The following is a 12,532-nucleotide window of genomic DNA, read 5'->3' on the forward strand; positions in this document are numbered from 1 at the left end:
ACTATCAGCGCCTCACGTCTACTTTCCGGAATGGGCTAGATTGCGTGGAACAGGTAAAGAAGGATGATGACGGGATCGGGATACCGATCTGCCATAGCAGGATGCCTTTCACGACCACTCTCCCTAAACAACACCGAAGTGTCAGGAGAATGCCAACGCATCCCAATTGTTCCGGATAGGAGAATATTCAATCAAATAGACGCCATCAGTCAGCGCCTCGAACGCGCCGGTGTCAGCCGACGACGCCGCAAACCATAGCGACGACGAAAAGGAAAGCCGCCGTGAAAAATGTTGCATGGATCGCGGTCTGGATTCTGTGCCGCGTAGTGACCGGCTTCTTTGCCGGTACGGATCCGTACTGGTTCACGTGAGTATGCGAAATACCCAGATTTGCCATGTGTCGCCTCCGCCTGTTTGTTTTGCGGCCGAATTGCCAGCTCGCATTTATATTCTTACATTCTCTATAAGGTAGATAGAGATAAAATTCCGTCCAGAGCAGACGGAAGAGAAAATCCACCCAGGCGCCAACTCAGCAGAGCGTGCGCCATGCCCAGATCCAGGAACGCTCGACGGCGCTGTCGCTCTGGGGTGCATTGGGGGATGTCTCGATCAACCGGCGATCCTTTTCTGCCGGGATAGTCACGGAGGCGGTTTCCCTCCGCTCGACCTTAACAGGAGGATCGAGGTAACCCATGGTCATCCCACCGAGAAAGAACATGCCTCAACCTCCATCGATCACGAAAGCTAACGGTCGTTAACGGGATCATGACAGAACTAAGGCAGCTGTCAATAGTCTAGTCGAATGGTCGTGTTTTAGGGAAACATTATCCTTAACGCCGACGGCATGCGATATTTTTCAAGGGCTTGAAAACATTGGCTTTCAAGCCTTCACGAAACCCTTGCTCGCGATCATCAAATTTCGCGTGTACTCCTCGTGAACGCTCCCGGCGGCAAGTTCGGCCGATGTCAGCCGTTCAACAACAGCGCCGCCGCGCATCACGGCAAGCCTCTTGCACATATGGGTGATGACCCCAAGATCGTGGCTGACCATGACGAATGTCAGTTTCCGGTCCCGCCGGATCTGCTCCAGCAGATTGAGAACCTCCGCCTGTACGGAGGCGTCGAGCGCCGATGTCGGCTCATCGAGCAGCAGGATGGATGGCTCGACAATCAATGCGCGGGCGATCGCCACACGCTGCCGCTGGCCTCCGGAAAGCTGATGCGGGTAGCGGAAGCGGAAACCATTGCCGAGCCCGACTTCGTCAAGCGCCCGTGCGATGCGCTTCTCGCTGTCGCTGATACCGTGGATGGCGAGCGGTTCCAGAAGCAGCCGGTCGACGGTCTGGCGCGGATGCAGCGACCCGTAGGGATCCTGGAAGACCATCTGGACGCTTCGATAGAAGCCTTTGCTGCGCTTCGAACCTTTAAGCGGCTCGCCGTGAATGCGGATCGTTCCCTCGCTGACAGGCGCAAGCCCGGCGACCGCGCGCAGCAGCGTCGATTTGCCCGAGCCGGACTCACCGACGAGGCCGAAGGATTCGCCGCTTTCGATGGAAACGCTCACATCCTTCAGCGCATGGAAATGGTCGTAGACGACACCAAGGTGGTCTGCAGACAGCGCCGTACTCATAGAGCCCACTCCGGCTTGCGGTCGAGAACCGGCAGCGGATGCCTGTCTTCACCGATCTGCGGCATGCAGTTCAGCAGGCCTTGCGTATAGGGATGCTTCGCGTTGCGAAGCTCGGATGCGGCGATCTCTTCGACGATACGACCGGCATACATGACGATGACACGGTCGCAGAAAGAGGAGACGAGTCTCAGATCGTGGGAGACGAAGATCAGCCCCATACCACGGTCGGACACCAGCCGGTCCATGATCCTCAAGACATCGAGCTGGACTGTTACGTCGAGGGCCGAAGTGGGCTCGTCGGCGATCAGCAGTTCCGGCCCGGCGATCAGCATCATGGCGATCATCGCGCGCTGGCCCATGCCACCCGAAACCTCGTGAGGATAGAGACCGAAGACACGGTTGGGATCGCGGATCTGTACCGCTTCCAGCATGTCGAGCGCACGGTCTCGCGCCTCGCCTTTGCCGACCTTCTCATGGGTGCGCAATGTTTCACAGATCTGCTTGCCGATGGTCATGACCGGATCGAGCGAATATTTCGGATCCTGGAGGATCATGGCGATACGTTTGCCGCGCAGCTTGCGCCGTTCGGCAGCCGAAGCCTTGAGGAGATCGAGGCCGCTGAAATCCAGCGCGTCGGCGGTGACGACACCATGCGTCGGTGTCAGCCCCATGATGGCGCGGCCGGTCTGCGACTTGCCGGAGCCGGATTCGCCGACGATACCGAGACGCTCCTTGCCGAGCGTGAACGACACGCTGCGCACGGCCTCGATAACACCAGTGCGGGTCGGATAGCTGACACGCAGGTTTTCGACGGTCAGAAGCGAGCTCATTGGCCGGCCTCCTTCGGATCGAGCGCATCGCGCAGGCCGTCACCCAACAGGTTGAAGCCGAGGCTGACGACGAGGATGGCAATGCCGGGCATGGCCGCGACCCACCACTGGTCGAGGATGAAGCGGCGCCCGGAGGCGATCAATGCGCCCCATTCCGGCAGTGGCGGCTGTGCGCCGAGGCCGAGGAAGCCGAGGCCGGCGGCCGTCAGGATGATACCCGCCATGTCGAGCGTCACGCGCACGATCAACGAGGAGATGCAGAGCGGCATGACGTGCCTGATAATGATGCGCAGCGGCGAGGCGCCCATCAGCTTGACCGCCGAGATATAGTCGGACCGCCGGACCGTCAGTGTCTCGGCGCGGGCGATGCGCGCATAAGGCGGCCAGGAGGTGATGGCGATGGCGATGATGGCGTTCTGGATGCCGGGCCCGAGGGCTGCGACGAAGGCGAGCGCGAGGACGAGCTTCGGGAAGGCAAGGAAGATATCGGTGATACGCATCAGCGTCGCATCCACCCATCCTCCGGCATAGCCCGACACAGTGCCGACGATGAGTCCAACAGGCGCGGAGATGATGGCGACCAGCACGACCACGAGCAATGTCAGCCGCGAGCCGTAAACGAGACGTGAGAAGATATCGCGGCCCTGATCGTCGGTGCCGAGCAGATAGCCGGCGCTGCCGGGCGGCAGCAGGCGGGCATTCATGAGATCGCCGACAACGGGATTGTGGGTGGCGATCAGATTGGCAAACGCAGCAATCAGTAGCAGCGCCACGATGATCAGCAGGCCCACGACGGCAAGCCGGTTTGCCGTAAACTGCCGCCAGGTAACGTAGGCGCGGCCGAGCCGGGCCTGCATGCGTGACTGCGGCCGGTCGGACAGCAACCAGTCACGGCGGCTCAAGGGCGTGGAAGGCGTGGTCGGAACCGTCATCGGTTGCGCGTCCTCGGGTCGAGTATCCGATAGAGAAGATCGGAAATAAGGTTGATGCCGACAAAGACCGTGCCGATGATGATCGTGCCGCCAAGTACGGCGTTCATGTCGGCGTTTTGCAGCGAGTTGGTGATGTAGAGGCCGATGCCCGGCCAGGAGAAGACCGTCTCCGTCAGCACCGAGCCTTCAAGCAGGCCCGCATAGGAAAGCGCTATGACGGTGACGAGCGGCACCGCCGCATTTCTCAGCGCATGACCCCAGATCACCCGCGTTTCCGATAGGCCCTTGGCGCGGGCTGCCACCACATATTCCTGCGACAGCTCATTCAGCATGAAGCTGCGGGTCATACGGCTGATATAGGCGAGCGAGAAATAGCCCAGCAGCGAGGCCGGCAGGATGATGTGGCGGAAGACGTCGTAGAAAACATCCCACTGCCCCTGCCAGGCACTATCGAGGAGATAGAAGCCGGTGACCGGCGTAAAACTGTACTCATAGACGATGTCGATACGGCCAGGGAAAGCCACCCAGCGCAGCCGCGCATAGAAGATGACGAGCGAGATCAGCGCCAGCCAGAAGATCGGCACCGAATAGCCGACGAGGCCGATGACGCGCACGACCTGGTCGGCAATGCTGCCGCGGCGCACGGCAGCGAGAACGCCAAGCGGCACACCGACAACAGAGCCGATGATCGTGCCGACGGTCGCAAGTTCCAGCGTCGCCGGGAAGACGCGGCGAATATCGACCATGACCGGATTGGTGGTCAGGACGGAATTGCCGAAATCACCGGAAAGGATGCCTTTTAGATAGATATAGAACTGCTCGTAGAGCGGCAGGTCAAAGCCCATCTCGCGGCGGACTCGCTCGACGACATGGGTCGGCGCGCGGTCGCCGAGTATGGCGAGCACGGGATCGATCGGCACAACGCGGCCGATGAAGAAGGTGACGGCCAGAAGGCCGAGATAGGTGGTGGCGGCGGCGAAGAGGAAACGCCCCAGCGCCTTCGCAAAGGAGAGTGCACGGCCCTTGCGGGGCCGCGCCTCCTGTCTTGTTTCGACGATGCTCACTGGATCAGCCTAGCCGGCTCATCACTTCGAGATCGGGCCTACATAGTTCGTGTCGAAGCTGGGACCCAGCTTGAAGTCCTTGAGGCTCTTGCGATAGCCGGCCACTTCGATCTGCTGGAAGATGACGACGAAGGGGCTGTTGGCCAGGAACTTTTTCTGGACATCCTCATACATGGCCGCACGCTTAGCGGCGTCACGTTCAAGAAGGGCGGCCTTCGTTTCCTTGTCGAGTTCGGGCGCTTCCCAGGTATTGCGCCATGCGAGCGTCTTCACCGTACCGGCGTCGGAATTGTCCGGGTTGGATGTGAACGTGTCGGCGTTGGAGTTCGGGTCGAAATAGTCCGAGCCCCACTGGCCGATATATATGTCGTGCGTGCGAGCGCGGTACTTGGTCAGCGTCTGCTTGCCGTCACCGGGGATGATTTCCATCTTCACGCCGGCCTGGGCGAGTGTCTGCTGCATGGATTCGGCAATGCCGGTGACCGGCTGCGTGTTGCGCACATCCATGGTGACCGAGAAACCATCCGGCAGGCCGGCCTTGGCGAGCAGTTCCTTCGCCTTTGCAACGTCGAGCTTGTAGGGGTTCTCATTCAGCGCACCGAGCTGGCCGGTCGGCAGGAAAGTCTGGTGGATCTCGCCGATGCCCTTGATGAGGGTCGCGCCGATTGCATCGTAGTCGACGAGATATTTGAAGGCTTCCTGGACCTCAGGCTTCTTCAGATTCTCGTTCTTGCCGTTAAGGCTGACATAATAGACCGTGCTCTTCGGCGCATTGGTCGTCGCCAGATCCGCATTCTTGGTCACGGCGTCGAGGTCACCGGGCTCCAGGTTGCGGGCGATATCGATATCACCGGCCTCAAGCGCCAGGCGCTGAGCGGAGCTTTCCTTCATGTAGCGGTAAATGACGCGATTAAGCTTTGCCTTCTCGCCGTAATAATTGTCGTTACGCTCCATGACGACGACTTCGTTGGCGCGCCACTCACGCAGCTTGTAAGCGCCGGAGCCGGCATAATTCGTCTTCAGCCACTCGTTGCCGAAGTCGTTGTCGTATTTGTGGTCGGCATCGACAGTGACCGGTTTCACATGATCGAGAACCAGCTTCTTGTCGACGACAGAAGCCACCGTTGCCGTCAGGCAGTTCAGCACGAAGCTCGGCGCATAGGCCTTGTCGACAGTGAAGGTGAAGGTGGTCGGATCGACGGCCTTTGCCTTTTCGGTGACGTTATCGCCAGTCAAGCCGAACTGGGTGAGAATGAAGGCCGGGCTCTTGTCGAGCTTCACGGCACGCTCGAAGGACCAGGCAACGTCTTCGGCGGTGATCGGATTGCCGGAAGCAAACTTCAGATCCGGCTTCAGCTTGAACGTATAGGTCAGGCCGTCATCGGAAACGGTCCAGCTGTCGGCGAGATCGCCCTTGATCTTTGACGTGTCGTTCATGTCGAGACGAACGAGCAGGCTGTAGGTGTTGCTTGTGACTTCCGCAGTCGAAAGCTCGAAAGCTTCGCCCGGATCCATCGTGATGATGTCGTCGATGGCAAAACCTTCGACGAGCGTGTCCTTCGGCGTCTCTGCAAAGACCGCAGGCGCTGCTACCATCAGGAGCGAAAGCGCAGCCCCTGCGGAAAGAAGACGAAAGCTGCGGTTGAGTTTGGTAATCATCATGGTTTGTTCCCCTGTTTTGATTGATTACTAAGTATTATTTGGTTTCAGGCGTCCTCTTCCCTCCACGCCGAAGCCAGAATGCGAAGCCAGTTTTCGCTGGCCATTTTGGTCAAGTCCTCCTCACCATAGCCAGCTTGCCGGAGAGCGGCAATCAGCCTCTGGTTGCCCGAGGCATCACCGATTTCTTCCGGAATGGTAGCACCGTCAAAGTCCGAGCCGAGCGCCACGCAGTCGATCCCGACGCGGTTCACGAGATAGTCGATATGGCGGATCATGTCGGAAAGCGGCGTGTCTACATCGGAGCGGCCGTCTGGACGAAGCATGGCGGTGGCGTAGTTCACGCCAACGAGCCCGCGACGCTCACGGATCGCATCAAGCTGCCTGTCGGTGAGGTTGCGCGCGACCGGCGTCAGCGCATGGACGTTGGAATGGCTGGCTACAAGCGGCTGATCGCTCGTCTTCGCCACATCCCAGAAGCCCTTCTCGGTGATATGGGCAAGGTCGACCATGATGCCGAGACGATTGCACTCGCTCACCAGCGCGAAGCCGGCTTCCGTCAGACCCGGCGCCGTATCCGGCGAGCTCGGGAAGGCAAAGGGCACGCCATGACCGAAGATATTGTGCCGGCTCCACACCGGGCCGAGCGAGCGCAGCCCGGCGGCATAAAAGACATCAAGCGCAGCAAGATCGGCGCTGATCGCCTCACAGCCTTCGATATGCATGACAGCAGCGAAAATGCCTGATGCCATCGCCTTACGGATATCTTTCACCGTGCGGCAGAGCCGCCAGGCGCCGGCACGGTCGAGCCGGAGCGCAATCGCCGCCATTTCCGTAGCAATTGTGAGCGACGGCAGTGGATCAAGGGGGGCAGCAAGCGGCGTTGCGTAGTGGCCGTTCCCATCCGGATCGGCAAAAACCAGATCGCCCGAGGGAATGTAGATAGCACAAAGGCCACCCGCCAGACCGCCGGCCTTTGACCGCGGGGCATCTATATGGCCTGCGGTCGTGCCGTTCGCAAATTCCGCAACCGGATCACTTCCGTCTTTCGCATGGGACCAGAGTCGAAGGAGAACGTCGTTATGACCGTCGAATACGAGTTGCATCTGCTTTCCTGCACTGCCCGAACGGGCGGATCGAAGCGGCAAGAATAGAAAAGCTGGCAGAAAGCGCCACCTATTTTTTTACAAATGCGCAATGGAGAAACCGTGCAATTTTGCGATGTAAAAAGGTAACGTCGCAAATACCTTGGATGCCGCAGTCCGCAGGCTCAACCGCCGCGGAACGTCTTTTTCTGCCAATGATCTGAGAGAACCCCATAAGTGAGGAAATTTTCCAGGCGCTTATTCGACAATACCCGGATGCCAGGCTGACGACAGCCGATCAGCCCTTGCAGGAAACCGATTTTGAGACACAGAAACACAAGCACTTTTCCCGCCGGGCGTTGGGCGGAGCGATCGGCATCGTCCATAATGCCAGAGGCCAAATCGTCTTGGCGAAGAGAAGCGGTATGCATGCAGGCTGGTCTCTGCCGGGCGGAACGGTCGAAGAAGGCGAGGATTTCTCCGCCGCATTTCGCCGGGAGATATCTGAAGAGATCGGCGTGTCTTTGGACCTGGTAGATCTGATCGAAGTCGAACGAAAAAAGTTTATTTCACCACAAGGCGAAACCTTCGATTTTCTGCTCACCGTCTTCGAGGCACGGATGCGTGAGGAAGAGCTGCCGGGACCAATGGATGACGCTATCGCGGAGGGACTGGAAATCGCTCTCTTCTACCCGGCCGATATTCCTTCCGAGATGATTTTGGGTGATCGCCAGAAACTCATGCAACATGTGAAGATATCGGGAGCCCTGGATTCTTCGTTGTGATCGCAGTCATTCTCCATGAAACAATGAAGGGGGCCGAAGCCCCCTTTTTTCGGTTCAGTGCTTGGTTCGTTTCTTCTGCCTGTAGACGTCAATGACGACGGCCGCGATGATGATGACGCCCTTGACGATTTCCTGGTAATAGGCATCGATCCTGAGGAAAGTGAAGCCTGACGTCATGACGCCGAGGATGATGGTGCCGATGACGGTGCCGGTGATGCGCCCGACGCCGCCGGTAAGCGAGGTGCCGCCGATGACGGTCGCGGCAATCGCGTCGAGTTCATACCCGACCCCCATGCTCGCTTGCGCGGTTTCAGCGCGCGCTGCCGTGACGATACCGGCAAGACCGGCAAGCAGTCCCGCGATCACATAGACCTTGACGAGGTGCGCCTCGATATTGATGCCAGATACGCGCGCAGCCTGCGGGTTCGCGCCGATGGCATAGGTGAACTTGCCATAGCGCGTGTAGCGCAGCGCAATATGAAAGATCAGCGCGACGACGAGGAAAACGACAACCGGCCACGCCTTGGTTCCAATGAAATGAAACTGCTCGGTAATGCCGGAAACCGGCTGTCCCTTCGTATACCACTTCGCCACACCTCTGGCCGAAACGAACATGCCGAGCGTCGCGATAAACGGCGGTATCTTCGTGTAGGCGATGAGCGCGCCGTTTATGAGACCGGCCGCCGCCCCGATCAGCAGGCCGATCATGATCGGCACGAGAGCCGGCAGGTCGGTCAGCGACGGGAAGACGGCTCGTCCCCAGGTAGAGGACTGGGCGAAGCTCGTTGCGATCATCGCTGTCATGCCGACGACCGAGCCCGACGAAAGATCGATGCCGCCGGTGATGATGACCTGGGTGACGCCGACGGCGATAATGCCGATGACGGAAACCTGCAGGATCATGATCGTCAGGCGCTGCGAGTTCAGAAGGAAGCTCTGGCCGATGAAGATCCAGCCAAGGATTTCGTAGATGAGCGCAATACCAACCAACACGAGGAAGATGCTGAGTTCCGGCGGCACACGCCGCCTTCTCGGCCGGGTTGCGAGCGGAGCCGTACCCTCTGCTGCCTTGGTAGTCATGTCAAACCTCCCTTTGGCGATCGCGGACAGCGCATCACTGCGCAGCCAGTTCCATCACCTTGATCTGCGTTGCTTCATCGCGATTGAGGAAACCGGTCACGCGTCCTTCATGCATGACCATGATGCGGTCGCTCATGCCGAGCACTTCGGGCATCTCGGACGAGATCATGATGATCGCCACGCCGTTTCGCGCCATTTCGGTGACCAGCCGATGAATTTCCGCCTTGGCGCCGACATCGATGCCGCGTGTCGGCTCGTCGAGGATCAGGATCTTCGGATGGGTGAGCAACCAGCGCCCGATCAGCACTTTCTGTTGATTGCCGCCCGAAAGATTCTCGACCCGCTCGTAAAGACTGGGCGTTTTCACGCGTAGCCTTTTTGCCATGTCTTCGCAGGTCGCCTCGATCGCACCCTGCTGCACGAAGCCGCCCTTGACATATCTGTCCTGCAGGACGGCAATCTGCATGTTCTCCAGAACATCGAGGATCAGCAGGCAACCGGTGTCTTTCCGATCCTCGGTCAGAAACGCCATCTGGTGACGGATGGCCTCGGTCGGCGAGGATATGGTCACCGGCTTGCCGAAGAGTTCGACCGAACCGGAACTCGCCGGCGTTACCCCGAAAAGCGTTTCGGCGACGTTTGAGCGCCCGGAGCCGACGAGGCCGGCCACACCGAGAATCTCGCCGGCTCTCACTTCGAAGGAGACGTCGCGGAAGACCCTGTTGAGACAGAGATCCTTGACCGAGAGCACGACCTCGCCAATCGGCACCTCTTCCTTGGGGAACATCTGGGTGATCTCGCGCCCGACCATCATGCGGATGATGTCGTCGCGGGTGACCTCGGTCGAGGCATGCGTGCCGATATAACGGCCGTCGCGGAAGACAGAGAATTCGTCGGCGATCTCGAAAAGCTCGTTCATCTTGTGGGTGATGTAGACGATGCCGATGCCTTGGGCCCTGAGATCGCGGATAATGCGGAAAAGATGCTCAACCTCGCGCTCCGTCAACGCCGAAGTCGGCTCGTCCATGATGAGGACGTCGGAATTGTAGGAAACCGCCTTGGCGATCTCGACCATCTGCCGGTTTGCGACCGAGAGATAGCGGACTTCGATATCAGGATCGATCGCGATATTGAGCCGGGCAAACAGCTCCTCGGTCATGCGATGCATCGCGCCATGATCGACGAAACCGAAGCGGTTCTTGGGCTCGCGGCGAATCCAGATATTTTCCGCAACCGTCATGAACGGCATCAGGTTCAGTTCCTGATGGATCATGGCGATGCCGTTTTCCAGCGCATCGAGCGGAGATTTCAACCGGATTTCGACCCCTTTCAGGCGGATATCGCCTTTGTCGGGCGTGTAGATGCCGGCGAGGATCTTCATCAGCGTCGACTTGCCGGCGCCGTTTTCCCCCATCAGCGCATGCACGGAGGCACGCTTCAGCCGGAACTGCACGTCGTCGAGCGCGACGACGCCTGGAAATTCCTTGCGAACACCCTCTGCGCTCAAGAGATATTCCGCATTCGGAACTGCGCCGCTCGCGCGCACGGCGGCCATGGTTGACGGGCTGACGGCCATATCATCTCCTCCGGATACGGACAGGCTGAAAGGATGCGGGCAGAGCCCGCATCCTGCTTGGCGTTTGCCTCAGTTCTTGGTGACGAAGTCCTTGACGTTGGCAGGCGTGACGAGCTGGAAGGGGATGTAGACCTTCTTGTCGGCCTTTTCGCCCTTGGCAATCTTGAGTGCCGTATCGAGCGCGCCCTTGCCCTGGCCGGCGGCATCCTGGAACACGGTGACGTCGAGGTCACCCGCCTGCATTGCAGCAAGCGCGTCCTGCGTGGCGTCAACGCCGCCGACGACGACCTTGCTCATATCCTTGCCGGCTGCCTTCAGCGCCTGGATGGCGCCGATCGCCATTTCATCGTTGTTGGAGATCACGGCGTCGAACTCTATGCCGCTGGAGAGCCAGTTGGTCATCAGGTCGGCGCCCTGGGTACGATCCCAGTTGGCCGTCTGCTCTTCCACGATCTCCAGTCCCTTGCATTCGTCCGTCTTGATGACGTCATGAACGTCCTGGGTCCGCATGCGCGCAGCCTGGTTGGAGAGTTCGCCCATGATGACGACGGCCTTGCCCTTGCCGCCGAGAATACGGCAGATTTCCTTGGTTTCCAGCGTGCCGGATTCCTGCTCGTTGGAAGCCACGAAAGCCTGCTTGTCCGGCAGCGTGTCGACGTTGACCGGCTGGCGGTTGACGTAAACCAGCGGAATGCCTGCATCAGCCGCAAGCTTCGACATCGCCGTCGTCGCATCGGTATCGACAGGGTTGACGATGATCGCATCGACCTTGGAGGCGATGAAATTCTGGATCTGGCTCTGCTGCTTGGAGACGTCGTTCTGCGCGTCTTCAACCTGCAGTGTGACCCCACTAAGCGTCTTTGCATAATCGGTCATGCCGTTGCGCAGAACGGTCAGGAAGTTGTCGTCGAATTTGGCCATCGAAACGCCGACGGTTTCTGCGTGTGCGGCCGTCGACAGGACGAGCGCCATCGCAGTTCCCAGAATGAATTTTTTCATTGCATTTCCTCCACAAAGCGGTGCCCGGCTGCACCCTCCTCACGCCGGGGCCCCAGACATCCGTCTGCAGACCTCAATCCCACGCCGCCTCTCCCGTGGCGGCCCCGTCAAAACGGAACAAACAAACCGTAAAATTTGTTTCGCGGAATATTCATTCCATTTTATCGAAACGGCGTCAAGCCTCTTTGCTGATTTCGGCTGTCGTTGCCGAATAGCCGACGCCTGCTGTGGTGAATTCTGCATGATCAGCCTGTTGCAATCCGGCCATCATGGGCGGTGAACCGTCACAGGCGCTTATTGCGAAAGCCGTAGAGATCCCCATCTAGTCGGAGCCCCGAACAGCCTGCGCACACCGGCTGTTTTTTAAAGATTTTGGAGACAGGACAATGTCCATTTCGATGTATCGCCTGACCGTGCCTATGTTCCAGCGCGGCATTGCCAGCCTGAAGACCTATCTCGACAAGGCGGAAGCCTATGCCGAGGAAAAGAAGATCGACCCGACCATCCTCGTAAACGCTCGCCTCGCCCCGGATATGCTGCCGCTTTCCGGCCAGTACCAGCGTGCCAGCGATAGCGCCAAGTTCGCGCTCGCCCGTCTGACGGCGACTGACGCGCCTAAATTCGAGGACAATGAAGCGACGATCGCCGACCTGCGCGAACGTATGGCAAAGACCGAAGCTTTCCTTGCGAGCTTCACCGCCGGAGCTCTTGATGGTAGCGATGTGAGAGAGATCACCGTGCCGGGCCGCAATGGCTCCGTCGTTCCAGGCATCGAATATGTCGCCCTCTTCGCGCTGCCGAACTTCTATTTTCACGTGACGACGGCACATGCCATCCTGCGCAACCAGGGTGCGCCGGTCGGCAAGCGGGATTTCCTCGGAAACTTCTGATG

General features: G+C 59.2%; 12 protein-coding genes. 2 read left to right on the forward strand and 10 right to left on the reverse strand.

Annotated features, from left to right (window positions below; translation table 11 throughout):
* Positions 1-529: 529 nt before the first annotated feature.
* The 7 genes from AB4Z13_RS09255 to AB4Z13_RS09285 form a co-directional block, all read right to left on the reverse strand.
* Positions 530-718, reverse strand: a complete 189-nt coding sequence (locus tag AB4Z13_RS09255) for a hypothetical protein (RefSeq protein ID WP_113319858.1) — start codon at positions 716-718, stop codon at positions 530-532.
* Positions 719-880: 162 nt separating this feature from the next.
* Entirely contained in the window at positions 881-1,630 is a 750-nt protein-coding gene (locus tag AB4Z13_RS09260; RefSeq protein WP_439016869.1) for an ABC transporter ATP-binding protein, read from the reverse strand.
* The gene (locus AB4Z13_RS09265; protein ID WP_113319860.1) at positions 1,627-2,460 is read right to left on the reverse strand and encodes an ABC transporter ATP-binding protein; all 834 of its coding nucleotides are present in this window, start codon (positions 2,458-2,460) and stop codon (positions 1,627-1,629) included. Before AB4Z13_RS09265 ends, AB4Z13_RS09260 begins: the two co-directional genes overlap by 4 nt.
* On the reverse strand, positions 2,457-3,392 hold the full coding sequence (locus AB4Z13_RS09270; RefSeq protein ID WP_442205966.1) for an ABC transporter permease: 936 nt from the start codon (positions 3,390-3,392) through the stop codon (positions 2,457-2,459). The genes AB4Z13_RS09265 and AB4Z13_RS09270 overlap by 4 nt, the downstream gene beginning before the upstream one ends.
* Positions 3,389-4,456: an ABC transporter permease gene (locus AB4Z13_RS09275; RefSeq protein WP_439016870.1), complete on the reverse strand. Its 1,068-nt coding sequence runs from the start codon at positions 4,454-4,456 to the stop codon at positions 3,389-3,391. Before AB4Z13_RS09275 ends, AB4Z13_RS09270 begins: the two co-directional genes overlap by 4 nt.
* Positions 4,457-4,477: 21 nt before the next feature.
* Complete coding sequence (locus AB4Z13_RS09280; protein WP_439016871.1) at positions 4,478-6,118, reverse strand: ABC transporter substrate-binding protein; 1,641 nt, start codon at positions 6,116-6,118, stop codon at positions 4,478-4,480.
* Between the two features lie 44 nt (positions 6,119-6,162).
* Entirely contained in the window at positions 6,163-7,221 is a 1,059-nt protein-coding gene (locus AB4Z13_RS09285; protein WP_439016872.1) for a dipeptidase, read from the reverse strand.
* A 284-nt stretch (positions 7,222-7,505) separates the two neighbouring features.
* On the opposite strand from AB4Z13_RS09285, the gene AB4Z13_RS09290 reads away from it, so the two are divergent.
* The gene (locus tag AB4Z13_RS09290; RefSeq protein WP_439016873.1) at positions 7,506-7,985 is read left to right on the forward strand and encodes an NUDIX hydrolase; all 480 of its coding nucleotides are present in this window, start codon (positions 7,506-7,508) and stop codon (positions 7,983-7,985) included.
* Positions 7,986-8,039: 54 nt separating this feature from the next.
* Here the strand turns inward: AB4Z13_RS09290 and AB4Z13_RS09295 are convergent, their stop codons facing one another.
* The 3 genes from AB4Z13_RS09295 to AB4Z13_RS09305 form a co-directional block, all read right to left on the reverse strand.
* On the reverse strand, positions 8,040-9,065 hold the full coding sequence (locus AB4Z13_RS09295; protein WP_310385437.1) for an ABC transporter permease: 1,026 nt from the start codon (positions 9,063-9,065) through the stop codon (positions 8,040-8,042).
* A gap of 34 nt (positions 9,066-9,099) precedes the next feature.
* Entirely contained in the window at positions 9,100-10,641 is a 1,542-nt protein-coding gene (locus tag AB4Z13_RS09300; RefSeq protein WP_439016874.1) for a sugar ABC transporter ATP-binding protein, read from the reverse strand.
* Between the two features lie 69 nt (positions 10,642-10,710).
* Positions 10,711-11,640, reverse strand: coding sequence for a sugar ABC transporter substrate-binding protein (locus tag AB4Z13_RS09305; RefSeq protein ID WP_310385441.1), 930 nt, complete (start codon positions 11,638-11,640; stop codon positions 10,711-10,713).
* Between the two features lie 386 nt (positions 11,641-12,026).
* Here AB4Z13_RS09305 and AB4Z13_RS09310 point away from each other — a divergent pair, with 386 nt between their 5' ends.
* Positions 12,027-12,530, forward strand: a complete 504-nt coding sequence (locus AB4Z13_RS09310) for a DUF1993 domain-containing protein (RefSeq protein ID WP_113319869.1) — start codon at positions 12,027-12,029, stop codon at positions 12,528-12,530.
* Positions 12,531-12,532 lie beyond the last annotated feature (2 nt).

Source organism: Rhizobium sp. YAF28 (assembly GCF_052113285.1).
In the GTDB taxonomy this organism is placed as follows: Bacteria; Pseudomonadota; Alphaproteobacteria; order Rhizobiales; family Rhizobiaceae; genus Rhizobium.